The organism is Acinetobacter sp. Ac_5812, from assembly GCF_013072695.1.
Taxonomy (GTDB): Bacteria; Pseudomonadota; Gammaproteobacteria; order Pseudomonadales; family Moraxellaceae; genus Acinetobacter.
Genome location: NZ_LXUK01000022.1, coordinates 71,427 through 98,321, shown reverse-complemented (window position 1 = coordinate 98,321; position 26,895 = coordinate 71,427). Strand labels below are relative to the sequence as shown.

Sequence of the window (26,895 nt, the reverse complement as noted above, 5' to 3'; positions counted from 1 at the left end):
ATCACATTTTTTGAATCACCCAAACACAGAGAAAATTATTCAAAAAATATCGATTAATGCAGAATAAAGCTGACAATCACACAAATATGCACCGACAGAGCAAACAAAAATCAGTTAAAATATGCGATTGCTAAAAATGTTTTTGGAAATTTGAATGAATGCTAAACCACGTCTAACAGACTATTGGGTGACCTGTGCAGACGGGCTTGAAACCTTATTACAACAAGAGCTTGAAGATTTAGGCATTCAAAATATCCAACGTTTTGCAGGACGATTGGTTTTTAAAGGCACTCTCGAAAATGCATATCGCGTTTGTATGTGGTCACGCCTTGCCTCTCGCGTGCTTTTACCCATTCATACCCACGAACTTGAACATACCCATGACGCACGTGATGTCGCTGAAGAACTCTATGAAGGCGCGATTAGCTTTGATTGGTCTTTGATTTTTGCACCACAAAGCACATTTGCCGTTCGTTTGCATGTAGAACGAGAAATTAAGGTCAATACACAGTTCGCGACCCTACGAGTTAAAGATGGCGTAGTGGATTCCTTTATGGAAGCCGTTGGCAAACGTCCGAGCATTGATATCAAGCAGCCTGAAATTACCCTATACGCTCTAGCAGGTAAAACTGAACATACTTATTGCTTAGACTTATCTGGTGATTCTTTACATAAGCGTGGCTACCGACGCTATATGACCGATGCACCCATTAAAGAAAACTTGGCAGCAGCGATTCTACAAAAAGCCCAATTATCAAAATACCAACCCGATATTATTCTTGACCCAATGTGTGGTTCAGGCACATTTATTATTGAATCTCTACTCATTTTAACAGACCGTGCACCAGGCTTAGTGCGTCGTTTTGGTTTTAATGGCTGGCATGGTCATGACCATGAACTTTGGTTAGCATTGAAAGCTGAAGCTGCTGAACGTCATGAAAAGGCTTTAGAACAGCCGCTACCTAAATTCTATGCTTATGATGCTGATTGGGAGGCTGTAAAAGCAACGCGCCAAAACATCATTGCTGCTGGTTTCGAAAAATTACTCGATCAAATTCAGATTGAAGAACGTACCTTGGCCGATTGGGATGACTTCCACGCCGAAGGAAAAAAAGCATTTATCGTAACAAATCCACCCTATGGCGAACGTTTAGGTGATAAAGCCTCTAGTCGTGCATTTTATCTAGGTTTATCTGGACTGTTACAAAAGAATTTCCCAAATCAGTCTGTGGCTGTCATTGCGGCACAAATTGAACAAGCAGATGTACTTGCTATTAACGATCCTCAAACCTTACGTTTAATGAATGGTAAATTACCAATTTATATCCGTTTTGGTACCGTTAAACCTGCAACAGTGACGCAGCCTTTCCTTGCGACTTGGCAGCCCCAACAATTTGAAAAAATTGAAGGTGCCGAAGACTTTACCAATCGCTTGCAAAAAAATATGCAAACATTGAAAAAATGGGCAGTCAAAGAAAATGTTTTCTGTCTACGTTTATATGATGCTGATTTGCCTGACTTTAACGTCGCAGTTGACTTATATGGCGATCGTTTGCATGTTCAAGAATACGCGCCACCAAAAACCATTGATCCAGAAAAAGCAAAAAAACGTTTTAACCTTGCTCTTGCTGCCATCCGTGCTGTGACCGGTTTAGGTCGTGATGCCATCTTTATTAAAACACGTGCCAAACAAGCGGGTGCAAACCAATATACTAAACAGAGTACTGCCTCTAAACGTTTTATCGTACAGGAAGGCGAAGCACGTATCTTGGTGAATTTGACTGATTATTTGGATACAGGGTTATTCTTGGATCACCGTCGGATGCGTCTGAGAATTGCCAAAGAAGCACGTGGGAAACATTTCTTAAATCTTTATAGCTACACTTCTACAGCAAGCCTACATGCCGCTTTAGGTGGCGCAGCAAGTACCACCAGTGTCGATTTATCCAATACTTACTTAAATTGGTCGAAAGAAAACTTTGTACTCAACGGTTTAACTGTAGATCATGCCGATGAACAGCACATGTTCTTTGCAAGTGATTGCTTTGAATGGCTAAAAGAAGGTCATGAGCAATATGACTTGATTTTCATTGACCCACCAACCTTCTCTAACTCGAAAAAGTTCTATGGAACCTTTGACGTACAACGTGACCACGTTTCACTTCTTAAACGCGCAATGAACCGTTTAACCAGCGATGGAACCTTATACTTCTCAAATAACTATCGTGGTTTTGAGTTAGATGAAGAAATTGAGGCGATGTATCAAATTGAAGAAATCACCTCTGAAACGATCGGTCCAGATTTTAAACGGAATCAAAAAATTCATCGTGCTTGGAAAATTCAACACCCTGCTATTTAATCACTAGCTCGGCTTTTACGTCATCGTTATAAGTCACATGAACATTGCCTGACTCGAACTCATAAATCATGTAGCGATCAGGTGGCTGTTCATGTGGTTTGATCGTGGCCGATCTCTTATCTCTGGGGTCAACAGCCAACACTTTCTTCTGCTCTTCGTGAGGGGACAAAACACCCCCTAAGATCGTGCTAACACGAATCTCACCTAAGTATTTATCACTCAAGAGTCGTTGTGAGCGCCAGCGCTCTTCTTCAGGCTTTAAGGCATCTTGTTGCGCTTTAATGAGAATACTAGGAAGTGCATTGTTCAGCATAGCGGTTTGTAAGGCGAGCGTCCCTTCACTCAATGGTTGTGCGGCATGCACCATTGAAGATAAGGCAGTCATCAACAAAATTACACAAGCATTTGTGCAATGATGTCTGTTCTTTTCCATTGCAATTCATCCTGAATTTTTTTCTTATTTGTTCTGAAACTATCAAGTTTTTCAAAAAGTCGCAATGTTATTGGTAATATTCCTGCAAAAATCTGACCAGTTGCACTGATACAAAAAAAGATGGTGATTTTCATCACCATCTTTTTAGCCAAACGTTCAAATTTCGCTTAACTCAGTTTCATTTTATCAAAGACCAGATGACCACTTTCACCTTTGATTAAAATGTTATCCCCTGGCTGGAATTCGCCAGACAAGATTTTCTGAGCCAAGTTATTTTCCACTTGTTGCTGAATCGCACGTTTTAGTGGACGTGCACCATATACAGGATCAAAACCGGCATCGATCAATAGATCGAAAGCGGTATCATCCACTGTTAAGCCCATATCACGATCACTCAAGCGTGAACGTAAACGATCTAACTGAATATCCGCAATACCACGAATTTGCGCTTTTTGCAGTGAGTGGAAAACCACTAACTCATCAATACGGTTAATAAACTCTGGACGGAAATGTTGTGTAACTGCATTCATGACCACAGTACGCACCTCGTCATCGGTTGCGCCTTCACCCAGTTCACGCACATCTTGTGAACCTAAGTTAGAAGTCATCACAATAACAGTATTCTTAAAGTCAATCACACGACCTTGTGAATCCGTTAAGCGCCCATCATCTAACACTTGTAGCAGGATGTTAAACACATCTGGATGGGCTTTTTCCACCTCATCAAATAACACCACACTGTAAGGTTTACGACGTACTGCCTCAGTTAAAACACCACCTTCTTCATAACCTACATAGCCCGGAGGTGCACCCACCAAACGACTGACAGAGTGCTTTTCCATAAATTCAGACATATCAATACGAATCATGGCATCGTCACTGTCAAACAAGAAGTTTGCCAATGCTTTGGTCAACTCAGTTTTACCCACACCTGTCGGTCCAAGGAACAAGAATGAACCACTTGGACGATTCGGGTCAGATAAACCTGCACGTGAACGACGGACTGCATTGGAAACAGCAACCACCGCTTCATCTTGTCCAACCACACGATTATGTAAGAACTCTTCCATATTCAGCAGTTTTTCACGCTCACCCTGTAGCATTTTCGCCACAGGAATGCCTGTTGCAGCACTGACCACTTCTGCAATTTCGTTTTCGGTGACTTTGGTCCGAATCAGCTTCGGTTCTTCATTTTCCTCAGCAACTTCGGCTTGTTCCAAGCGTTTCTGCAACTCTGGAATCACACCATATTGCAAACGCGCCGCTTCTGCCAAATCACCTTCACGTTTGGCTTTTTCCAAAGCAACACGCGCTTGATCGAGTTCAACTTGTGCTTTCTTATCCCCTTCAACCAAGGTTTTTTCAGCCTTCCAGATTTCTTCCAGATCGTTGTACTCTTTTTGCTTTTCAGCAATTTGCTGCTCAAGATGATTGACTTCGGCTTTACTGCCTGCATCTTGATCTTTTTTCACCGCTTCCAATTGCATTTTCAACTGGATTAAACGGCGATCAAGTTTATCTAAAGCCTCAGGCTTGGAATCGATTTCCATTTTGATGCGAGATGCCGCTTCATCAATCAAATCAATCGCTTTATCAGGCAACTGACGATCGGTAATATAACGATGTGACATCTTCGCCGCTGCAATAATGGCTGAGTCTAAAATTTGCACCCCATGGTGGGTCGCATATTTTTCTTTTAGACCACGCAAGATCGCAATGGTGTCTTCAACACTTGGCTCATCGACCAATACTTTCTGGAAACGACGTTCAAGTGCAGCATCTTTCTCGATGTATTGACGGTATTCATCTAAGGTCGTCGCACCGACACAGCGTAATTCACCACGCGCTAAGGCAGGTTTTAACATATTACCTGCATCCATTGCGCCATCGCCCTTACCTGCACCAACCAGCGTATGTAACTCATCAATAAATAAGATGATCTCGCCTTCGTGTTTCGCAAGGTCTTTGAGAACTGCTTTTAGTCGCTCTTCAAACTCTCCGCGATATTTCGCACCTGCAAGTAATGAACCTAAGTCTAATGATAAGACGCGCTTATTTTTCAAGCCTTCAGGTACTTCGCCATTGACAATACGTTGCGCCAAACCTTCAACAATTGCAGTTTTACCCACCCCAGGTTCACCAATTAAAACTGGGTTATTTTTGGTTCGACGTGAGAGAACCTGAATGGTACGGCGAATTTCATCATCACGACCAATCACAGGATCAAGCTTGCCTGCTAAAGCACGCTCAGTTAAGTCAATGGTATATTTATTGAGTGAGTCACGTTGATCTTCGTGATTATTGCTCATAACTTTGTCATTTCCTCGAATATTTTCAATTACTTTGCGTAAGCTTTCTGGTGTCACACCCACGCTATTCAATATTGTTTTGGTTTCACCTGTTTCCGCCAAACCTAACAGCACCCAATCAGTGGACAGAAACTCATCTCCTGCCTTTTGCGCATAGCGGTCAGCTAAATTCAATGCCTTTACCGCTTCAGGATTGAGATTGATATCACCTGTAGGATTTGCCAAAGTCGGTGCATTTTGCACGGCTTGTTCAAGTTTCTGTTTTAACTCAGGTAAACGTGCACCCGCTTGTTGCAATAAACTCAGATTGGCTGGTTCTTCAAGTAAAGTGGATAGGATATGCACACCTGCAATCGAAGTGTGATCCTTACCCATAGCCAATGATTGTGCATCTGAGAGTGCTTGCTGTAAGCGGTTTGTAAATTTTTCAAATCGCATTCTTGTTATTCCTCACAACAAATTTTTAACTTATCACTTAGATGGGAACGCTTTTTAAAATTTCAAATAAAATTTATATATTTTTCAATATTTTATAAAAATATAAATGTATAAAACTCAGTACTAATATGGGTGTATAAACAATCTATTTCAAGTATCTTTTGTATAATTTTTCTGTCTATTCTGTTTTGCACAAAATCCTTATTGTGATTTTAAGGTGAACGTTTTAGCTTAAGGCTTTGCTTCAATTAGAAATGCTCATCATGTCTTTAAAAACAATTTTGCTCAGCGTTGCGTCCCTCCTTCCTCTTCATACTGCTTTTGCACAACTCCCCCAAGACTCAAGACGAGCTGGCGGTATTGCCGTGATTCCCCTTTCGACTGAAACCACCCAAGTCTTGTATGAACAAAAGCCTGTTTTGATTACACAGCAAGGCAAGCAACGCTATGCCGTGTTTGGTATTCCACTTTCGGCCCCATTAGGTACATTGAGCTTAGCCACCAATCATAAGCCGATTCAAGTCGAAGTGACACCCTATCGCTATGCTGAGCAGCGCTTAAGCGTTAAAAATCAGGATTATGTCAACCCGAACCAAGAGCAACTCGACCGTTATGCACGAGAAGCGAAAGAGCAAAATGATATTTATAGTTCCTTTACATCTAGTACATGGACAGAATTTCCCAATTTTATCCGCCCAACCGCAGGTAAATTCAGTAATTCATTCGGCAGAAAACGTTTCTTTAATGGCGAAGAGCGAGCACCTCATTCTGGTTTAGATATCCCAGCACCTGTGGGACAGAATGTTATCGCACCTGCTGGCGGTGTCGTGGTCCAAACAGGCAACTATTTCTTTAATGGTAATACAGTTCTGATTGATCATGGTCAGGGCCTGATCAGCATGTTCTGTCATTTGAGTAAAATTAATGTGGTCAAGGGACAACAGATTCGTCAGGGTGAAACACTGGGATTGGTTGGTAAAACTGGTCGTGTCACTGGGCCGCACTTGCATTGGGGAATGAGTTTGAATAATGCGCGGGTAGACCCACAATTATTTCTAAAATAAAAAGAAAAACTTAAAAAAAGTGACCTGTAAAAACAGGTCACTTTTTAGTAAAACTTAATAATTTTAACTTTTAAGCAGCTTCAACAATTTCAAAATCATGGGTAATTTCAACACCACCATCGGCAAGCATTTTACTTGCTGAACAATATTTCTCAGCAGAAAGCTCAACTGCTTTCTCAACTTGCTTGGTTTTTACCGCTTTACCCGTGACAATGAAGTGCAAATGGATTTTAGTGAATACCGCAGGAATTGAATCCGCTCTTTCTGCTTTCAGCTGACATACAACATTCGTCACATCTTGGCGGGATTTCTTTAAAATGGTCACAATATCAAACGAAGCACACCCACCAAGTCCCATTAAAATCAATTCCATAGGACGTGGACCACGGTTTTCACCACCATATTCGGCAGAACCATCCATCACCACAGTATGGCCACTTTCTGATTTTGCCTCAAAAGCAACATTCTCTAACCAATGTACACTTGTTTGCATTGCAACTACCCGAAAAACGTTATAAATTTACTCTGTTCTTGTACACTAACATAAAATGAGTTGATAAGGAATTTCATCTCTTCTGTGTAGAAAAGGCTCTTACAAGAGTCTGTGCGATCGGTTTTATCCAAATTCGGAAATTTTAAGCATGACTTCAAATTTTTCACAACTTAGCACTGATGCTTTATCTCCAGGTCAACTACCTGAATCAGTTAAAGCTTTGCTAAAACGTGCTCATATTAATAGATACCCTAAACGCACCACGATTGTTGACGCTGGAACGGAATCAAAATCACTGTATTTAATATTAAAAGGTTCAGTGTCAATTATCTTACGTGAAGATGACGAACGTGAAATTGTAGTTGCCTACCTAAACCCAGGCGATTTTTTTGGTGAAATGGGGCTTTTTGAAAAGAACCCTCAACGTACTGCAGAAGTACGTACACGAGATGTCTGTGAAATTGCAGAAATTTCTTACGACAATTTCCATGAGTTAAGCAAACAATACCCAGATCTAAGTTACGCTGTGTTTGCTCAACTGGTCCGTCGTCTTAAAAATACAACACGTAAAGTCACTGATCTAGCCTTCATTGATGTGTCAGGTCGTATTGCGCGTTGTTTAATTGACTTATCTGCTCAACCTGAGGCAATGATTTTGCCAAATGGCCGTCAGATTCGTATCACCCGCCAAGAGATTGGTCGTATCGTGGGTTGCTCTCGCGAAATGGTTGGACGTGTCCTCAAGACACTTGAAGATCAAGGTATGATTCAAACTGATGGTAAAGCAATCTTAATTTTTGATGCTTCTTTAGAAGAAAATAATTTTACAGAAGAAGAATATGATGACGAAGACTAATTCGATTTAAGATCGAATTAACTCTATAAAGAAAGCCAGTGCCAGTGCTCGTCACTGGCTTTTTTTTACAAAGAATAAGCCTTACTGATTACATAATTACAATGATTATAGAGATATTCAGAATATTAACTGCTGCCAACATTTTCTATAATCCACCCTAATCAAGACTATATTCATAAGATACTGATTTGGAGAGAATAAGTATGAAGAAATTAGCTTTAAGCCTTTGTGCGATGACCGTAATGACAATTTCTGGCTGCGCATCTTTCGCAGACATGGCTGGCGCAGATAGCGCAACTTTAAATGCTCAATCTGCACAGAGCTTCGCAAAAATGACGCAAGAAGCACGTGCTAAGAACCAACTGGATAGTAGTTCAAGTACTTATCAACGTATCAATACTGTATTTAATCGCTTAAAACCTTATGCAGATCAAATGAACCAGACTGGTCAACGTTTTCAATGGCAACTTGCAGTACTCAAATCGGATACTGTTAACGCCTATGTAGCACCAGGTGGTAAAGTTGTTTTCTATACAGGGATTGTGAACAAGCTTAATTTAACCAATGATGAAATTGCGGCGGTCATGGGACATGAAATGACCCATGCGCTCGAAGAACATGCTAAAAGTAAAATTGGTGCTCAAGCTTTAACAAATCTTGCGATTGGCATTGGTAAATCGTATGCAGGTAGCAGCATAGGTGATCTAGGCAGTGCAGCAATCGATTTAGGCAGTCAAGTGGGAATCGGCTTACCATACTCACGTAATTTAGAGAGCCGTGCCGATTATGGTGGTTTAATGCTCATGGCGAAAGCAGGCTATAACCCGAATGCAGCAATCAGTCTATGGGAAAAAATGAATCGTTTAGATGGCGCTGGTGGCGGTTCATTCTTGTCAACTCACCCATCAAATACTCAACGTATTGGTGATATGCGTAAAAACTTACCTGCAGCTTTGGCTGTTTATAACCAACGTCGTTAATCAAAAACCCCTTAAATTCTTAAGTTAGAATTTAAGGGGTTTTTCGTATCAATTCATTTATTACTGAACCAAGCTCACATTAATCGCAAGTGCAGCATATGCGTTGCGATGGTATGACGGATATGATCAGGTCGAGCATGAAAATAACGCTCACTTAAACCATCACCTGATAAATCCTCAGTAACGATGTACCCCATTTGCTCTACTGCCTGATGCAGTGTCTTTGGTCTAAATTGCCCTTTTAAGGGTTCTTTTAAAAACCGAGTAAATTGCGACACAAACAAGGTGCCTAAACGCTCTATGCCCTCCAACTCTCGATAGTCAACCGAGTAGTCCAAGACCACTTCACTGCCCTCTGCTGCTATCTGTTTAATACTATTTAAAGTATTTAACGTTGTCTCTGGTTCAAGATAATGGGTCGTCCCCAACCAGGAGAAAAAAGCAGCTTGATCTTGCTTAAAGGTACTTCTTGTTAAAGCATCTGCAATCGATTCTTTTTCAAAATCAATCGCAACAAATTCAACATTCGCTGGAAGTGCGCCAAATTGGCGTAATTTGCTTTGTTTTGCCGCTTGGGTATCTGGATGGTCCACTTCAAATATTTTTAACTGTGGGTATTTCTGGGTCTGTCGTAGGGTAAAAGAATCTAAACCAGCCCCTACGAGCACATACTGTTGAATCCCCTTCGCGATTGCTTGCTCAAGCAAATCTTCGGCATAACGTGAACGCCCAACCACCTGTCCAGTCAATAAACCAAAAGTACGGTTAAATACAGCGGAGTTCATGACTTTCACAGTTAACGAAGTGGTTAGCAGTTTCTTCCAGCCCGCACTGGTTAACTCAAATGCAAAAGGGTCAGAAAACACTGGATTTTCAGCATTTTGAAAATGATTGGCACGTAATGCTGCGGCTGCTTCAGCCGTGCGACTCGTTTGTCCTTCTTTCATTTTGATTCCCCTTTTTTATTACTATCATGCAAAAAATAAGCAGCAAATTCCATCGCTAGACAAAATTTACTGCTTATTAATGACTAAATTAAAAATTATTTAGTTTTTTCAGTTTGATACGTCACTTGATAATCATTTAAGTTCATACGTTTCAAACGTTGCTTTAACTTTTTCAATGACCACGGCCATGCAGCAAAGTTACGGCCATTGGCATCTAAGTAATAGCTCTTACATCCACCCGCGTTAAACACGGTGGTTTTCAAATGTTTTTGCACAAGCTCATTATGATGCTTGATCACTTCAGGCTTAATATTCAACTTACTAATGCCTTTTTCTTTGATTTTCTGTAAACCATCAACGATATAATCAAGTTGTGCTTCAGCCAAACCAATAAATGAATCATACACCAAGACATTTGGCCCTAGGACAAGGAAAGCATTCGGGACATTTTCAATACTGGTACCTAGATATGCTTCTGGTGAAGTGCTCTTCCACAGATCATTCAGACATTCACCTTTCTCATTTGATACGCGCTTGCCAATCGGTGGATGTGATACTTCGAAGCCTGTTCCCCAAATAATCACATCGACTTCATGACGCTCACCATTAGCAGACACCACAGTATTGCCTTCCACTTTCACCAATCCATGTGGAATCAGTTTGGTATTCGGTTGTTGTAATGCTGGATAGTAATTGTTGGCGAACAATAGACGTTTACAGCCAATGGTAAAGTTCGGTGTTACGTTTTTACGTAATTCAGGATCTTCAATCTGGAAACGTAAAATCAATTTTGCCAATTCGCCCACAGGTTTTAACACGGCTGGATTACGTAAGCCGAAATTGATCGCATTTAAAGACTGAGCAACTGTTTGACGCCATGTCTTTTGAATCAATGGGAATTTTTCAATCAGGGCTTTACTGACATCACCTAAATCCGTGTCTGGCTTTGGTACCACCCACGGTGCGGTACGTTGATAAACATACAATTCTTTGGCTAAAGGCTGAATCTGAGGAACAAATTGAATCGCAGAAGCCCCTGTTCCAATCACCGCAATACGCTTGCCAGTTAGATCGTAATCATGATTCCATTTCGCGGAATGGAACATTTCGCCCTTAAAGGTTTCTAGGCCTTCAAGTTTAGGAATTTGCGCTTCAGTAATTGGACCTGTCGCAAAAACCACAGTTCTGGACAAGCTTTGACCTTTATTGGTATCCATCACCCACAGATTGCGCTCTTTATCCCACGCTGCATTCAGCAACTCTGTACCAAATTCAATTTTTGAGCTGACATTGAAGTTTTCGCTGACTTCTTCTAGATAACTTAAAATCTCAGGTTGGCGAGCAAACAAATGACTCCATTTGGCACTGGGTGCAAATGAATATGAATACAACGCTGATGGTACATCACAGCCACAACCTGGATAGGTATTTTCGCGCCAAGTTCCCCCTACGCGTGTCGCTTTCTCAATGATCTTGTAGTTGCTATAACCCACTTGATCAAGACGAATTGCGGTCGCAATACCTGAAATACCTGCACCCACAATAAAGGTGTCATAGATATGTTGTGGTAGTGCCTTTCCTTCAGCTGAGTTTAATTTTTTTGCTTGAGCTGTCATTTAAAAATATCCTTTCTTCATTCAACTGAAATAAGCCTGTCTCTAATCGAGTTTCGTCTTATTTCAATATTTAAAATCTTTTATCCGAGGTGATTACTTCATAAATCGGTATGAGGTACCCAAGAATCTGGCATATAAATTCGGTGCAGTACGTTTCATCAACCAGAATAACTTGGCATCGATTTGTGGGATGGTATAAAGCTCACCTTTGTCCAAACGATCCAGAGTTAATTTGGCTACCTTGTCACTGGTGGTAAAAGCCAAATTGGTCAGCGCATAATCCAACAGCCCTTTATGTGGGACTTTGCCATTTTTAATAATGTTGGTCGGTACTAAGGTCGGGCACAACACGTTCACTTTGATGTTATGTTTTCTCAATTCAGCAGAAAGTGTTTCTGACAGAGCACGGACACCTGCTTTAGAGACGTTATAGACAGTCATTTCTGGTGCTGCAGTATAAGATGCCGCTGATGCCACATTGATAATTGCACCATGACCAAGTTGTTTAAACTTCGGTACAAAAGCACGGCAGCCGTGGATCACCCCCCACAAATTAATATTCATGCACCAATGCCAGTCTTCAGAAGACATTTCATCAAACTTGCCCCCTAGGCCAATCCCTGCATTATTAATCACCAATGTGACTGGGTTCTGCATCAATTGTTGAGCCTGCTCAGCCAATTGGTTAACTTGCTCTTCTTTGGCAACATCACATTGCACTGCAAAGGCTTTGGCTCCAAGTGCCTCAACTAAACTGACTGTTTCTTTTGCTGCATCAAGGTTAATGTCCGAACACACCACTGTGCCGCCACGTTTTGCCAGTTCAAGTGCAAAACTACGACCAATCCCGCTTCCTGCACCTGTCACCACAGCGAATGCTTTTTGGCTCGGCTTGGTTTTTTTCCCAAATAATTTCATCTTTGCTTTCCAATAATCTCGTATTGATATGGACCAAGTTATGCAGTCGCTGCACGTACAGGTGGTACAAACTCTTTCAGGAAATAAGGGCTTAATAAACCTGTTTCTGGGTTTAATAAACGTTCTTTGTAGTACGCCAAATAGGCCGTTGTATCATGGTCATTGGGATGAAAATCTGGACGTAAGTAATCAAAAATATGAGGTAATGTGCTACCAAACATGCCATCTTTTAAATTAAAAAGTACAGACCAGCTTGCACCCGCTTCTTTCCAGAAACGTAGGTTAATCAGATTACTCGGACGGCGTAAAAATGGTAAAAATAAACCACCAGCTCCAACACCGGCTCCTATGGTAATAAACGCTAGAAAAAAGCCAAAAATCCTTAACGAATAATTTCCAGAGAGCACCTGATAAGTATCGTAAGCAATATCTTTATGTTCAGATTCTTCAAGCATGTGCCACATCCACAAAGCACGTGCTTTTTCATCATCAGAATATTGAAAAATATATTCATGCTTCATACCGAACTCAGCGAGCACCGCAGTAAAATGTTCAATCCCTGCCATCAATGAAAGCTTAAGTGGCTGTGGAAATTTTAAAAAAGTATAATTAAATACCTGCTCTGCTAAAAATCGGTACAGTTTTACGGGAACATCATTTGGAATCATGATTTCGTTATATTCATTGTGCAATTTAGAATGAATTGCCTCCTGTCCAATCAAAGAAGTTAATCTTTGCTTTAGGACAGGGTCATCAATAAAATCACGATGAAAACGAGCAGTTTCAATCACCAATTCCTCACCATAAGTGAGAAAAATCGATAAAGCAGCAAAATACGCAGTCGCCCATTCTTTCTGCATTAAAAACTTTAGATCCAAACTTTCAGGATCGAATTTAAAATCAAAATGACGAATTGGAATCGGCGATTTGCTGGCTAAACTCTGCACACCCCCCTGATATCGCGTACGAACTTTGTCTGAAAAGACATTCCGAATAATTTGAGCGACCATTGCTTGATCTCCATATAGAGATTGAAGAATCACAGACTCTTTGATTATTTAAACAGCATAGTGCAGGATTAAAATATAACTAGAACCAAACTGCTCATAAGACATTGAGCTTTTTTGCCAAGCTCAGCCATATTCCTTCTGCACTTGTTTAAATCATTCAAAAATTCCTGATTACGCAGCCTGAACCTTAGGTGTGAACTCTTTTACAAAGAATGGATGCAATGCTCCACCTTCAGATAAAAGTTTCTTTTCGTAGTATTCAAAATAAGCTGTTGCATCATGATCATTTGGATGGAAATCTGTACGTAAATAATCAAAAATACGACCTTGGGTACTTCCAAAAACTCCATCCTTTGGACTAAAGATCAGCTTGACACCACGTCGTGCATCTTTCCAAAATTTGGAGGTCAACATTTCTTGTGGCTTACGTAAGATCGGCACCATGGTTGCAGAGAATGGAATCAATCCAAGAATGGTGAAATAAGCAAGCAAAAAGCCTGAAATGCGTAAGGCATAATTACCGTTCAGTGTTTGATAAACATCATAGGCAACATCTTTATGCTCTGATTCTTCAAGCATATGCCACATCCATAAGGCGCGGGTTTTTGCATCATCAGAGAAATAGAAGTTTTGCTCATGTGCCATCATGTATTCCGCCAATACTGCGGTAAAATGTTCGATCCCAGCCATCAATGACAATTTCAGCGGTTGCGGGAATTTCAAGAAAATATGATCAAAGAACTGTTCACCGAGGAAACGATAGAGTCGTACAGGATAATCAAGCTCAACAATTGCATCATTGAATTCATTATGTAATTTTGAATGAATGGCTTCCTGACCAATCAATGAAGTCACACGCTGTCTCAAGATCGGATCTTTGAGTTGATCGCGATGATGGCGTGCTGTTTCAATCACCAAGTCTTCACCATAGGTTAAAAATACTGAAAGCGTGGCGAAGAAAATGGTAGCGAATTGATTGTTCATATAAAATGAGAGATCAACTTCTTTGCCTTCAAATCCGATGGCCAAGTGACGAATTGGAATCGTTTTTTTACTCGCAAAATCGATTTGCTCAGTTATTGGGTTCGATTTAAATAAACTTAAACCTTTCTTTAATGTGCTGCTAATCATGGCTACACCTACCTACTTCACTTGAGCGTCATTTGCCCTTTGACATGCGTTGGATCGGGTTCATCTCTTTTCATCTTTCTACTCATTTGAGAAGTCTGAAAAAATATTCGGGAGATTTTTTTGAACCTGATCTTGATATAAAATTACTTTAAACCGATCTTATGTTCGGATTCAATTCGGGTAATTCTCGATGTTTTAACAGATAGATTTTTCCTATAATTGGTTCGTTATTCATTTTTTAAAATAGAAATAAGTAAAACTTAATTTTAATTTTTGTATTTATTATCAATTATATATTTAAAATTAAAAGATAAATCCCATGAGCCAAAATAAAGATTAATCTTCACAAACTCATTTTTATTACAGATAAAATATAAATATTAAAATGTATGTAATTTTATTTGTTCGGATTAATTTACTCCGACTTCCCCTGCTTTCAACCTCATGTTAATCTGAAGTTATGTTCGGATTTTAACAATAAGATTTTATGGCAACTCGTAAACCACGTCAGTCACGTTCTAAAGTCACTGTAGACACCATTATTGAAGCAGGCTTTATTGCGGTTGCAACAAATGGCACCAGTGGCACCACCACGCGGCATATTGCAGATATTGCAGGGGTCAGTGTTGGCTCACTGTACGAATATTTTAAGAACAAAGAAGAAATTTATGATGCGATGGCCAGAACTTTTGTCAAAGAAGTCTTAGATATGGTGAAAGAACTCACGCCGATCATGATTGAGCAAGAACTCGAACCGTTATTTGAAATGATCTTCTATACCTTCCGTGATCTGCTGACTCGCGATGATGACCGCTATCTGATCTGCCTACGCTATGCGACAGAACTCAAATATGAAAAATATATAGGTCAAATTGAGATGGCACTGATGGAGGTCTTGATGAAATATATGATTCGCCACCCTCGTTACCTAATGGTCAATAATCTCAGCGTGACTGCTTATATCAGTATTAATAGCAGTATCTTCAATGTGGCACGTCATTTGATCTTACCCAATCCGCAAATCAGCTTTGATGAAATGGTCAAAGGTTTAAGCACCATGATTATTAGCTATATCGAAGCAGAATTGGCAAAAGCAGGAAATTAAAAGCCAGCTTTCACTGGCTCAATTTAACTTTAGAATGGTCTTGCACCTGCCAAGCTGACACGTTTCAGTAAACGACGTTGCTCGGCAGGAAAGGCTGTTCGTGAATGCAAGGTCAACTGATTATCCCAATAGACAATATCCCCAATTTCCCAGTGGTGTTCATAACGATATTGAGGTTGTACAATATGGGCTCTTAAGCGTTCGATCAGTGCAGCACCCTTTTGATCGTCATAGCCTACGACCTCAACTTCGGTCTGAGCATCCAGATAAATACCACGACGACCACTTTCAGAATGCGTACGAACCAATGGATGCGGAAATGCAGCGCCTAATATCGGTTGATCAGAAAAGCGATACTTTGGAATCGAGCTTTTATCCTTCAAGCGTAAAAATGGATTATACGTAATCAACTGCAACCCTTCGATTTCATCTTTGGTTTCCTGATCTAGGTCTGCATAGGCCTGAACAGTATTATACCAACTGGTTGCGCCACCATCTTTCGGAAGTTCAATTGCGTAAAGCAAAGATCCACTAGAAGGCTGTGGTGTCCAGTGATGGTCACTATGTGGGGTGAGTTCGCCATGACCTGTATAATCGCCTTCTCCAACCGCATTGGATACGGGTACAATATCAGGCGGTGCGTTGGTATCATTACGTGTTGCCAATACAGGGACATCTGTTGGTGGACGGAAAATCCCGCCAAAATAACTGGCAAAGGCCAGTAAATCATTGTCTTCCAAGTCTTGTGACTTGAAAACCAGAATTAAATGTTCATGCAATGCCTTTTTCAGCTTGAGGATCACTTCCCCGCTTTGAGGTTTACTTGCATCCAACCCTGTCACAATCGCCCCCAATGCGCCTTCGATGGGTGTGATTTGCACGTTATCTAAACTATGCTTCTTGTATTCATGCCAACGCGGTGCACTTTCGATCGCGGCTGAAAGTTGTGTGAGTACGGTCATTTTCTTTCCTACAAATTCTTCTTATAAATAAATTTTTGAATTTTATTAAAAAACATTAACAAAATTTCAGACTATACTTTTAATATATTCAAGAGATACAACTAACCCAACCAAGATTTTTTGATTAATTTAGTCTTTTTTATGTATATCAAAACAGTCAAATTATAGAAATTCACAAAATCAAAAAGGTGAAGAATTATCGGGTAGCTTGATCGTAAACACACTATTGTGATTCGGATTGCTATATTCAATCGTCCCTTTATGCGCAACCACAATCGCATGCACAACGGCTAAACCTAAACCGGTCCCGCCAAATTCTTTATTTCTAGACTGTTCCAATCTGAAAAAAGGATCAAATAGGTCTTGTTGATATTCGGGGGCAATGCCTGGCCCCTGATCCTCAATTTTCAACACCCAATCATCTGCCACCCACTGCGTAGATATTTTAAGTGCTCCTGCATTTGCATAGCGAATTGCATTTTCGATCAGAGCAATCAGTACTTGTTCAAGACGACGACGATCACAGCTAATCAATGCGGCCCTGACATCCAGTACTGGGATAATTTGAGCTTTTACCAAGCGATCTTCAAACAGTTTTAAAACTTTTTCCGCATGCAATTTAAAATCAATCTTTTCATAATTTAATCTGAGTTGCTGATTTTCAACTAAACTCAAAGTACGTAGATCTTCGACCAAATGCGATAAACCCTCAACCTGATTAAGCAGGCTTTTAAATAAAGCTTCGTCGGGTTTAAACACGCCATCTAAAATACCTTGTAAGCGCCCTTGCAAAATAGTGATGGGTGTTCTGAGTTCGTGGGCAATCGCGGCATTCCAGACTTGAGCATTTTCGACCGAGCTTTCCAACTGCTGTGCCATGTCATTAAAATGATGCATCAACTCAGCAATTTCAGTGGAATGAATCTGGCTATCATCTGCCCTTGCAGAAAGGTCGCCTTGACTGATTTTTTTTGCAGCTTCAGCCAAGAAATTAATCGGCTTAATAAAGCGTTGTGCCAGAAACATCCCAATAATTAAAGAAATAACAGCACCACAAAAAACCACTGTAGAAAGCCAAATCCAATCGACAAAATGGAATTCTGTCCAATCTTCCTGCAAAGAGCTTAAGGTAATCCACCCCACATCAATGGCATAGTTGTAAATAAAATAGCCTAACAACACAGAAAAAAGCGTTACGCTCAAGTTCACAATACTTAATGCAATAAAGAGCTGTTTACTAATACCTGACTTGTTTTTCATCTCAATTTCCAGATCAGTTCTTTTTCGTGTTGATTCATTCAGGCTTATACATCTTGTGGATGATCCAAGCGATACCCGACACCACGCACATTGATCAGCATCTGTTGTAAACCGTGTTCTTCCAGTTTCTTTCTCAGCTTACTGACATGGCTGTCGACTGTGCGCTCTAAGGCATCGCTATCTGGCAGGCAGTGATTTAAAAGTTCACCTCGCGTAAAAACTTTATGCGGATGATCAATCATTTGTAGCAATATTTTATATTCAGTCAGAGTAAGATTCAGCATGACTTTTTTGTCTTGTTGATGAACATAAACACTATGAATATCGGTATTAATTTCGATGTTTTTATAGATGAGATTCTTGTTGACTGTTTGACTGTTTTGCTGCGCTCTTCTTAGCACAGCCTGAACTCGCGCGACCACCTCATTGGGATTAAAAGGCTTAACCACAAAGTCATCCGCACCAATTCTTAATGCCATCACCTTATCAATATCTTGGTCAAGTGCAGTCAACATAATGACAGGAGTTTGCGCCTTTTGACGAATTTTATTTAGCACATCCCAACCATTTAGTTCTGGCAATTTAATATCCAGCAGAATTAAATCAATCGGTTGTGCAGCATGCGTTTCAATCGCTTGCTTACCATTCATGGCACGAATGACACACATGCCTTCACGTTTGAGATAGTGCTCAATAATATCGCCAATCTCATATTCATCTTCTACGACGAGAATAAGTTTGTCATGACAATCGAAAGAAAAAGAATGCTCAAACATAACCATCTAGGTAAATAAAACAATCCATTCATCATACGATGATTTATCTGTCAATCTCCACACTTTTTCCACACTTCCCCGATGTTGGTTACACAAAACTGGAAAATAATGTCAGCATCAAAAACTCCCAAGGTTTGGACAGAATGCAAAAGCATCTATTACTTCCATTATTTTTATCTATCGGGCTGGTGCTGCAAGGCTGTGGTTCTGATGAAGCCAAGCCCGTTGAAACGCCTCCAGCCAAAGTGAGCGTGTTAAATATTCAACCGCAATCTGTGAATTTTAGTGAAAACCTCCCTGCTCGTGTACAAGCCTTCCGAACTGCTGAAATCCGCCCTCAGGTGGGTGGCATTATTGAAAAAGTCTTATTCAGACAAGGCAGTGAAGTTAAAGCAGGACAAGCACTGTATAAAATTAATGCAGAAACTTTCCAAGCTGACGTAAATAGTAATCGCGCTTCACTCAACAAAGCCGAAGCAGAAGTGGCACGTTTAAAAGTTCAGTTAGAACGCTATGAACAATTACTACCAAGCAATGCGATCAGTAAGCAAGAAGTCAGTAATGCACAGGCTGAATATCGTCAGGCTTTAGCAGATGTTGCACAGATGAAAGCTTTGCTTACTCGCCAAAACCTAAATCTGCAATATGCCACTGTGCGTGCCCCGATTTCTGGTCGGATCGGACAATCGTTTGTCACTGAAGGTGCATTGGTCAGCCAAGGTGATGCCAATACCATGGCTACCGTACAACAGATTGATAAAGTTTATGTTGATGTAAAACAGTCAATTAGTGAGTACGAACATTTACAGGCTGCATTACAAAGTGGTGAGTTATCTGCCAATAATGAAAAAACGGTGCGGATTGCCAATAGCCATGGCAAACCTTATAACGTCACTGCCAAGATGTTGTTTGAAGACATCAATGTCGACCCTGAAACAGGTGATGTGACTATTCGAATTGAAGTGAACAACCCGGAACGTAAACTTCTTCCGGGCATGTATGTGCGTGTCAGCATTGATCGCGCTTCGGTTCCTCAAGCTTTACTGATTCCAGCCCAAGCGATTCAACGCAATATTAACGGCGACCCGCAAGTCTATGTGATCAACGCCAAAGGTGCGGCAGATATTCGCCCAATTGAACTGGGACAACAATATGATCAGTTCTATATTGCCAATAAAGGCCTTAAAACAGGCGATAAAGTGGTTGTAGAAGGGATTGACCGTATTCAGCCCAATCAAAAACTTGAAATCAGCAACTGGAAAGTACCTGCAACACAAGGAGCTCAATGATGATGTCACAGTTCTTCATTCGTCGCCCAGTGTTTGCATGGGTGATTGCGATTTTTATTATTTTATTTGGGCTGCTCAGTATTCCTAAACTGCCGATCGCCCGCTTTCCGAGTGTGGCACCACCTCAAGTCAACATTAGTGCGACTTATCCTGGTGCGACGCCCAAGACCATCAATGACAGTGTGGTCACCTTGATTGAACGGGAATTATCAGGCGTCAAAAACCTGCTGTATTATAGTTCGACCACAGACACCTCGGGCACTGCTGAAATTTCAGCGACCTTTAAACCGGGTACTGATGTTGAAATGGCACAGGTGGATGTCCAAAACAAGATCAAGGCAGTTGAAGCACGCCTACCGCAAGTGGTTCGCCAACAAGGTCTGCAAGTAGAAGCTTCTTCTTCTGGCTTCTTGATGTTGGTCGGTGTCAACTCACCTAATGGTCAGTATTCTGAAGTTGATCTCAGTGACTATTTAGTCCGTAATGTGGTGGAAGAACTGAAACGTGTTGAAGGCGTGGGTAAAGTTCAATCCTTCGGTGCCGAAAAAGCCATGCGGATTTGGGTCGACCCAAACAAACTGGTGTCTTATGGACTGTCCATTAGTGATGTCAATAATGCGATCCGTGAAAATAACGTCGAGATTGCACCTGGTCGACTCGGTGATCTACCTGCAGTCAAAGGTCAATTAATCACGATCCCCCTGTCTGCTGAAGGTCAATTGGGTGATGTTGAACAATTCAAGAATATCAGCCTCAAAAGTAAGACCAGCGGTAGTGTCATTAAACTATCTGACGTTGCCAATGTGGAAATGGGTTCTCAGGCCTATAACTTTGCGATTTTAGAAGATGGCAAACCTGCAACGGCTGCTGCAATTCAGCTCAGCCCGGGTGCCAATGCGGTGAAAACTGCTGAAGGTGTCAGAGCCAAAATTGAAGAATTAAAACTCAATTTACCTGAAGGCATGCAATTCAGTATCCCTTATGACACTGCACCTTTCGTTAAGATTTCAATCGAAAAAGTAATTCATACCTTACTTGAAGCCATGGTTCTGGTATTCATTGTGATGTATTTATTCTTGCATAATGTTCGCTATACCTTAATTCCAGCCATTGTTGCACCGATTGCGCTGTTGGGTACTTTTGCGGTGATGTTGCTTGCAGGCTTCTCGATTAACGTACTGACCATGTTTGGTATGGTGCTCGCCATCGGGATTATCGTCGATGATGCGATTGTGGTGGTGGAAAACGTCGAACGGATTATGGCAACTGAAGGTCTGCCACCGAAAGAAGCCACCTCCAAAGCCATGAAGGAAATCACCAGCCCAATTATTGGGATTACCTTAGTCCTAGCGGCGGTGTTCTTACCGATGGCCTTTGCCAGTGGTTCAGTTGGTATTATCTATCAACAATTCACCTTAACCATGTCGGTGTCGATTCTGTTCTCGGCATTATTGGCATTGATCTTAACCCCTGCACTATGTGCCACGATTTTGAAACCAATCGATGGCCATCATCAAAAGAAAGGCTTCTTCGCATGGTTTGATCGTAGCTTTGATAAAGTCACCAAAAAATATGAATTGATCCTGCTGAAAGTGGTCAAACATAGTATTCCAATGATGGCGATCTTTGTGGTGATTACAGGTCTTACCTTCGCAGGTATGAAATATTGGCCAACAGCATTCATGCCTGAAGAGGATCAAGGTTGGTTCATGACCTCCTTCCAGTTGCCTTCTGATGCCACTGCTGAAAGAACACGCGATGTGGTGAATGAATTTGAAAGTAGCTTAAAAGACGACCCAAATGTAAAAAGTAATACCACGATTATGGGTTGGGGTTTTAGTGGTGCGGGTCAAAACGTTGCTGTCGCGTTCACGACGCTGACGGATTTCAAAGACCGTACTGCAACGGCAACCGAGATGACCAACTCCGTCAATGAAACAATGGCACATAGTAAAGAAGGCGCAACCATGGCTGTGCTTCCGCCAGCCATTGATGAACTCGGAACTTTTGCAGGTTTCAGCTTGCGTTTACAAGACCGAGCAAATTTGGGCATGCCCGCACTTTTAGCTGCACAAGACCAATTGATGGAAATGGCAGCCAAGAACAAAAAGTTCTATATGGTCTGGAATGAAGGTTTGCCGCAAGGTGACAATATCTCTTTAAAAATTGACCGTGCAAAATTGAATGTTCTTGGTGTGAAGTTCGCAGATGTTTCGGACATCATTTCTACTTCAATGGGTTCAATGTATATCAATGACTTCCCGAATCAGGGACGTATGCAACAAGTGATTGTACAGGTCGATGCCAAATCGCGGATGCAATTAAAAGATATTCTGAATCTGAAAGTCATGGGTTCAAATGGACAATTGGTCTCTTTATCTGAAGTGGTCACACCGCAATGGAATAAAGCACCACAGCAATATAACCGCTATAACGGACGTCCATCGTTGAGTATTGCAGGTATTCCGAACTTTGATACCTCGTCAGGCGATGCCATGCGTGAAATGGAAAACCTGATTGCCAAACTACCGAAAGGGATTGGCTATGAATGGACAGGTATTTCTTTGCAAGAAAAGCAATCTGAATCGCAGATGGCATTTTTACTTGCCTTGTCTATGCTGGTCGTATTTTTGGTTCTGGCTGCGCTTTATGAAAGTTGGGCTATTCCGCTTTCAGTCATGCTGGTTGTGCCTTTGGGTATTTTCGGTGCCATCGTTGCGATTATGTCTCGAGGCTTGATGAATGATGTGTTCTTTAAAATTGGTCTAATTACCATCATCGGTTTATCGGCCAAGAACGCAATTCTGATTGTCGAATTTGCCAAGATGCTGAAAGAAGAAGGCATGAGTTTAGTCGAGGCCACCGTTGCCGCAGCTAAACTGCGTTTACGTCCGATTCTGATGACTTCACTTGCCTTTACCTGTGGTGTGATTCCATTGGTCATTGCATCAGGTGCCAGTTCGGAAACACAGCATGCCTTAGGTACGGGTGTATTTGGTGGCATGATTTCAGCAACAATTCTGGCAATCTTCTTTGTCCCAGTGTTCTTCATTTTCATTCTGGGTGCAGTTGAAAAGCTGTTTTCTTCGAAGCAAAAAAATCCATCTTAACTGACATTGAGCAGAGGGAATCAAATGATTTCCTCTGACTCCTCCTCTGTATTTATCCTTATATTATTTGGAGAAGACTATGTCTAATGTGACTGTCTTATCTCGTGGCCTGCTTGTCTCTACGCTTTCAATGGCCTTGACAGCGTGTATGAATATGCAGGCACCAAAACCTGTGATTCAATCAGATATTCCACAAAATTTTTCTCAAACCACGACTGGAAATTCGATTGCCAATCAGGGTTATCAACAATTTTTTTCAGACTCACGTTTATTAAAAGTGATCGACATCAGTTTAAATCACAATCGTGATTTACGTACTGCAACACTGAATATCCAACGTGCACAACAACAATATCAAATCAGCAAGAATGACCAGTTACCGACTATCGGAGCAAATGGCAGTGCTGTACGACAAGTCAACCCTACGGTGAATCCGAATAATCCTTATTCCACCTTTCAAGTCGGCCTTGGCGTAACTGCTTATGAGTTAGACTTTTGGGGTCGTGTACAAAGTTTAAAAGACGCAGCGCTGAATAATTACCTCGCCACCCAAAGTGCCAGAGATGCCACTCAAATTAGTTTAGTGAGTCAGGTCAGCCAAGCATGGTTGAATTATGCCTATGCAAAGGCCAATTTAAATCTGGCTGAGCAGACCTTAAAAGCACAACTCGATTCCTATAACCTCAACAAAAAACGCTTTGATGTCGGGATTGATAGTGAAGTTCCTTTACGTCAGGCTCAGATTTCGGTTGAAACAGCCCGAAATGATGTGGCGACCTATAAGACCCAAGTGTCACAAGCACAAAACCTACTGGATCTATTGGCTGGCCAAGCTGTTCCTCAAAATCTCCTACCGAATCATGCCGTGAAAAGTATTAGTGCTGAAAGTACTTTTGCAACAGGCTTAAGCAGTGATTTACTCAATCATCGTCCAGACCTAAAAGCTGCTGAATATCAGCTACTTGCTGCTGGAGCAAATATTGGCGCAGTGAAAGCACGCATGTTCCCGACCATTAGTCTGACAGGTTCAGCGGGATATGCATCGACTGATCTCAAAGATTTATTTAAATCAGGAGGCTTCTCTTGGTCCGTTGGACCAAGTATTGATGTTCCAATTTTTGACTGGGGAACACGTAAAGCCAACGTTAAAATTTCTGAAACAGAGCAAAAAATTGCTGTTGCAGATTATGAAAAAGCCATCCAATCCGCTTTTCGTGAAGTCAATGATGCTCTTGCTGCCCGTGCCCACATAGAGGATCGTTTGAGTGCTCAACGTCGTTTGGTTTCTGCAACCGATACCACATATAAATTATCAACAGCTCGGTTTAGAGCGGGGATTGATAGTTACTTAACGGTTTTGGATGCCCAACGTTCTGCTTATGCGGCACAGCAAGGTCTATTGATGCTAGAGCAAACCAAGTTGAATAATCAGATAGAACTCTATAAAGCTTTAGGTGGTGGGTTATCTCGGGATTCGTAAACGCTAAAGTCTATTATTGGGGCTGATTTTTACAGATTCAGCCCTTATAGTGTTTGGGTTTAAATGAGAAAATAACCATTGATCTATGTTTACACTTTCGATTACACCCAGATTCTATGAAACCGATGCTTTCGGACATATCAACAATACTGTCATCACAGGTTGGTTTGAAACCGCACGTGAACCTGTTTTTCGTCTATTTAACCCAAGCATGGAAATCAAAAATCTGCCTTTGATTCTGGCACGGGTTGAAGTCGATTTTGTTGCTCAAATCTATTACGGCGCTGATATCGAAATCAAAACATGGATTGAACATATCGGCAATTCTTCTTTTATTGTGGCACATGAAGCTTGGCAGAATAATCACTGTGTTGCACGCGGCAAAGCGGTTCAGGTGTATTTTGATTTCGGTACGCAAAAATCTGGTCGTATTCCAGATCAGTTCCGCACATTGTTACAGCAATATCTAATTTCAGCATAAAGATGTTCAGCTGAAATGAAATCTTCCATTTCAGCTGATTCAATTTATTCACCCAAATCTTCGAGAAAGTCAAAGGTAGGCACAAAGAATAAACTGCCTGAAACAGGTGTACTAAAATCCAATAAGCGATCAACATGTCCTGTTTCCTTACCCAAGAACATATTTTCAAGCATGGTTTTAGTGATATTAAAAGAACGAGAGTAGCCAATAAAGAAGGTACCATATTCTCCTTCAGTTGGATTGGAAAATGGCATATTGGCTCTTAAAATTTTGAGTTCATTGCCGTCAGCATCATGTGCCTTACTTGCGACATTATGCGCACTTTGCGGTTTTACATCATCACCAAGTTCCACGTCATCATATTTCTTACGACCAATGACTTTTTCCTGCTCTTCTGTGCTGAGGCCTTTCCACATTTCCATGTTATGCAGATATTTTTGAATAAAGACATAGCTGCCGCCAAGGAACTCTGCATCTTCTTCACCCACATAGGCAATCTCTTTGGCAATTTCATGTTCAGGATTCTCTGTCCCGTCCACAAAACCAATAATGGCGCGACCATCGAAGTAACGGAAACCTTTGGTTTCACTGATCGAATAGGTGTCGTCTTTGAGTTGCTCATGCAGAATTGCGGCCAATTCATAGCAAATGGCCATTTGATTGGCACGAATATGGAAGAACAAATCACCTGCCGTTGCGACTGCGGTATGTCTTGGTCCTTTGATTTCCTGAAATGGCGCAAGCTGTTTTGGTTTATTTAATTCAGGAAAGAGTAAATCCCACGCATTCGAACCAATGCCAACAGAAGCACTAAAATTACCGTTGGGAAAGCGATTGGTCAGACTACGCACCAATGCTGAAAAATTAGCAAGAAAATCAATAATCCCAGAATGATCAGGTTGGGTATTCATTCCAAGCACAATAAATAAGGCATTCTCACCCGAAAGATTATTAATGACTGGCTGTGGTCTTAAAGGTAGATTCATAATTTTTAGGAATAGAAGAACTTAGTGCTCATATCCTACACAAATCAAAGCATGAGTCAGCAACATAATCACAAATTTTTACTATTATTCAGTATATAAAACAAAGCTATCTCCCCGACAGAAACTTGCTAAAGTCAGATTCGATTGCTTTGCCATTGCGATGGCCATACTGGTCGGTGCAGAAATGGTTGCCAGTAAAGCAATATTGGATTGTGCGCACTTACGAATCAGTTCATAACTGGCACGACTGGTCATCACCACAAAACCATCACCCACATTGAACTTTTGCTCCGCCAGATAACCCAATAACTTATCCAAAGCGTTGTGCCGTCCAACATCTTCAAATAACGCTACGATTTGCCCTTTCACAACCCAAGCTGCCGCATGCGCCCCTCCGGTGAGCGCTGTGATTTTTTGTCTAACTTTCAGTTGGGCAATCGCATTGGGAATCTGATTTAACCATGTTGATGGCACTTGGGTACTGACCACAGGTAAATCAGCATAAAGTTGTTTTAAACTTTCAATCCCGCATAGACCGCAGCCTGTACGTCCCACCATCATACGACGATGCTCTTTTAACGCGACAAAAGCACGGGTCGAAATGGTCATATCCACTTCAACCCCCAGTTCATTTTGACGAATGTCCAGTGAATACAGTTCGCTTAAACTATGTAGAATCCCTTCCGACAAACTAAAGCCTTTGGCAAAGACCTCAAGATCTGACGGCGTCGCCATCATCACTGCATGAGAGATCCCGTTATAGACCAAGGCAACAGGATATTCCTGCACGATATAGTCGATTTCATTTTCACAACGATCATGCTGAAAACGATGCACTTGCACCGTTTCATAGCCATGTATTTTGGTGTCCACACCCAACCTCTTTTACGAT

23 protein-coding genes are annotated in these 26,895 nt (G+C 41.2%); 9 read left to right on the top strand and 14 right to left on the bottom strand.

Going from position 1 to position 26,895, the window contains the following annotated elements; translation table 11 throughout:
- Window positions 1–154: 154 nt before the first annotated feature.
- Entirely contained in the window at window positions 155–2,359 is a 2,205-nt protein-coding gene (gene rlmKL, locus A7P55_RS13855) for a bifunctional 23S rRNA (guanine(2069)-N(7))-methyltransferase RlmK/23S rRNA (guanine(2445)-N(2))-methyltransferase RlmL (RefSeq protein WP_171552540.1), read from the top strand.
- Here the strand turns inward: rlmKL and A7P55_RS13850 are convergent.
- The 3 genes from A7P55_RS13850 to clpB are packed head-to-tail and all read right to left on the bottom strand — an operon-like array spanning window position 2,352 to window position 5,539.
- Window positions 2,352–2,792 (bottom strand): hypothetical protein, encoded by a 441-nt coding sequence (locus A7P55_RS13850; RefSeq protein WP_004654095.1) that lies wholly within the window; start codon window positions 2,790–2,792, stop codon window positions 2,352–2,354. The two genes, rlmKL and A7P55_RS13850, sit on opposite strands and share 8 nt — an antisense overlap.
- Window positions 2,753–2,932, bottom strand: a complete 180-nt coding sequence (locus tag A7P55_RS13845) for a hypothetical protein (protein WP_171552469.1) — start codon at window positions 2,930–2,932, stop codon at window positions 2,753–2,755. Before A7P55_RS13845 ends, A7P55_RS13850 begins: the two co-directional genes overlap by 40 nt.
- 27 nt (window positions 2,933–2,959) lie before the next feature.
- The gene (gene clpB / locus A7P55_RS13840) at window positions 2,960–5,539 is read right to left on the bottom strand and encodes an ATP-dependent chaperone ClpB (protein ID WP_016542171.1); all 2,580 of its coding nucleotides are present in this window, start codon (window positions 5,537–5,539) and stop codon (window positions 2,960–2,962) included.
- Window positions 5,540–5,802: 263 nt separating this feature from the next.
- On the opposite strand from clpB, the gene A7P55_RS13835 reads away from it, so the two are divergent.
- Entirely contained in the window at window positions 5,803–6,603 is an 801-nt protein-coding gene (locus A7P55_RS13835; protein ID WP_171552539.1) for a peptidoglycan DD-metalloendopeptidase family protein, read from the top strand.
- Window positions 6,604–6,673: 70 nt separating this feature from the next.
- Here the strand turns inward: A7P55_RS13835 and A7P55_RS13830 are convergent, their stop codons facing one another.
- Window positions 6,674–7,096 carry an OsmC family protein gene (locus tag A7P55_RS13830; protein WP_016542169.1) on the bottom strand — a complete coding sequence of 141 codons (423 nt, stop codon included), beginning with the start codon at window positions 7,094–7,096 and terminating at the stop codon, window positions 6,674–6,676.
- A 148-nt stretch (window positions 7,097–7,244) separates the two neighbouring features.
- Between A7P55_RS13830 and crp the strand changes: the two genes are divergently transcribed.
- Window positions 7,245–7,952: a cAMP-activated global transcriptional regulator CRP gene (gene crp / locus A7P55_RS13825; protein WP_004806333.1), complete on the top strand. Its 708-nt coding sequence runs from the start codon at window positions 7,245–7,247 to the stop codon at window positions 7,950–7,952.
- Window positions 7,953–8,155: 203 nt separating this feature from the next.
- Window positions 8,156–8,932, top strand: a complete 777-nt coding sequence (locus A7P55_RS13820) for a M48 family metallopeptidase (protein WP_004806331.1) — start codon at window positions 8,156–8,158, stop codon at window positions 8,930–8,932.
- 74 nt (window positions 8,933–9,006) lie between these two features.
- Here A7P55_RS13820 and A7P55_RS13815 read toward each other — a convergent pair whose 3' ends face one another.
- The 5 genes from A7P55_RS13815 to A7P55_RS13795 all read right to left on the bottom strand — a co-directional run bounded on the left by A7P55_RS13815 (window position 9,007) and on the right by A7P55_RS13795 (window position 14,554).
- Window positions 9,007–9,879 (bottom strand): class I SAM-dependent methyltransferase, encoded by an 873-nt coding sequence (locus A7P55_RS13815; RefSeq protein WP_171552538.1) that lies wholly within the window; start codon window positions 9,877–9,879, stop codon window positions 9,007–9,009.
- 95 nt (window positions 9,880–9,974) lie between these two features.
- Window positions 9,975–11,495: an NAD(P)/FAD-dependent oxidoreductase gene (locus tag A7P55_RS13810; RefSeq protein ID WP_171552537.1), complete on the bottom strand. Its 1,521-nt coding sequence runs from the start codon at window positions 11,493–11,495 to the stop codon at window positions 9,975–9,977.
- 93 nt (window positions 11,496–11,588) lie between these two features.
- On the bottom strand, window positions 11,589–12,413 hold the full coding sequence (locus tag A7P55_RS13805; protein ID WP_171552536.1) for an SDR family NAD(P)-dependent oxidoreductase: 825 nt from the start codon (window positions 12,411–12,413) through the stop codon (window positions 11,589–11,591).
- A 38-nt stretch (window positions 12,414–12,451) separates the two neighbouring features.
- The gene (locus A7P55_RS13800; RefSeq protein WP_171552535.1) at window positions 12,452–13,423 is read right to left on the bottom strand and encodes a metal-dependent hydrolase; all 972 of its coding nucleotides are present in this window, start codon (window positions 13,421–13,423) and stop codon (window positions 12,452–12,454) included.
- A 171-nt stretch (window positions 13,424–13,594) separates the two neighbouring features.
- On the bottom strand, window positions 13,595–14,554 hold the full coding sequence (locus tag A7P55_RS13795) for a metal-dependent hydrolase (protein ID WP_171552534.1): 960 nt from the start codon (window positions 14,552–14,554) through the stop codon (window positions 13,595–13,597).
- A 487-nt stretch (window positions 14,555–15,041) separates the two neighbouring features.
- On the opposite strand from A7P55_RS13795, the gene A7P55_RS13790 reads away from it, so the two are divergent.
- Window positions 15,042–15,659 carry a TetR/AcrR family transcriptional regulator gene (locus A7P55_RS13790; RefSeq protein WP_171552533.1) on the top strand — a complete coding sequence of 206 codons (618 nt, stop codon included), beginning with the start codon at window positions 15,042–15,044 and terminating at the stop codon, window positions 15,657–15,659.
- Between the two features lie 29 nt (window positions 15,660–15,688).
- Here A7P55_RS13790 and A7P55_RS13785 read toward each other — a convergent pair whose 3' ends face one another.
- The 3 genes from A7P55_RS13785 to adeR form a co-directional block, all read right to left on the bottom strand.
- The gene (locus tag A7P55_RS13785) at window positions 15,689–16,621 is read right to left on the bottom strand and encodes a TauD/TfdA family dioxygenase (RefSeq protein WP_171552532.1); all 933 of its coding nucleotides are present in this window, start codon (window positions 16,619–16,621) and stop codon (window positions 15,689–15,691) included.
- Between the two features lie 180 nt (window positions 16,622–16,801).
- Entirely contained in the window at window positions 16,802–17,881 is a 1,080-nt protein-coding gene (adeS, locus tag A7P55_RS13780) for a two-component sensor histidine kinase AdeS (RefSeq protein WP_171552531.1), read from the bottom strand.
- A gap of 44 nt (window positions 17,882–17,925) precedes the next feature.
- Window positions 17,926–18,657 (bottom strand): efflux system response regulator transcription factor AdeR, encoded by a 732-nt coding sequence (adeR, locus tag A7P55_RS13775; protein ID WP_171552530.1) that lies wholly within the window; start codon window positions 18,655–18,657, stop codon window positions 17,926–17,928.
- 143 nt (window positions 18,658–18,800) lie between these two features.
- Between adeR and A7P55_RS13770 the strand changes: the two genes are divergently transcribed.
- The 4 genes from A7P55_RS13770 (at window position 18,801) to A7P55_RS13755 (ending at window position 25,017) form a co-directional block, all read left to right on the top strand.
- Window positions 18,801–19,946: an AdeA/AdeI family multidrug efflux RND transporter periplasmic adaptor subunit gene (locus tag A7P55_RS13770; RefSeq protein ID WP_171552529.1), complete on the top strand. Its 1,146-nt coding sequence runs from the start codon at window positions 18,801–18,803 to the stop codon at window positions 19,944–19,946.
- Window positions 19,946–23,056: an efflux RND transporter permease subunit gene (locus A7P55_RS13765; RefSeq protein ID WP_171552528.1), complete on the top strand. Its 3,111-nt coding sequence runs from the start codon at window positions 19,946–19,948 to the stop codon at window positions 23,054–23,056. Before A7P55_RS13770 ends, A7P55_RS13765 begins: the two co-directional genes overlap by 1 nt.
- 79 nt (window positions 23,057–23,135) lie before the next feature.
- Window positions 23,136–24,536 carry an AdeC/AdeK/OprM family multidrug efflux complex outer membrane factor gene (adeC, locus tag A7P55_RS13760; RefSeq protein ID WP_171552527.1) on the top strand — a complete coding sequence of 467 codons (1,401 nt, stop codon included), beginning with the start codon at window positions 23,136–23,138 and terminating at the stop codon, window positions 24,534–24,536.
- 85 nt (window positions 24,537–24,621) lie between these two features.
- Window positions 24,622–25,017: a thioesterase family protein gene (locus A7P55_RS13755; RefSeq protein ID WP_171552526.1), complete on the top strand. Its 396-nt coding sequence runs from the start codon at window positions 24,622–24,624 to the stop codon at window positions 25,015–25,017.
- A 44-nt stretch (window positions 25,018–25,061) separates the two neighbouring features.
- Here the strand turns inward: A7P55_RS13755 and A7P55_RS13750 are convergent, their stop codons facing one another.
- Both A7P55_RS13750 and fdhD read right to left on the bottom strand, forming a co-directional pair.
- Window positions 25,062–26,003 carry a Dyp-type peroxidase gene (locus tag A7P55_RS13750; RefSeq protein ID WP_171552525.1) on the bottom strand — a complete coding sequence of 314 codons (942 nt, stop codon included), beginning with the start codon at window positions 26,001–26,003 and terminating at the stop codon, window positions 25,062–25,064.
- 84 nt (window positions 26,004–26,087) lie between these two features.
- Window positions 26,088–26,876: a formate dehydrogenase accessory sulfurtransferase FdhD gene (gene fdhD, locus A7P55_RS13745; protein ID WP_171552524.1), complete on the bottom strand. Its 789-nt coding sequence runs from the start codon at window positions 26,874–26,876 to the stop codon at window positions 26,088–26,090.
- Window positions 26,877–26,895: the final 19 nt, after the last annotated feature.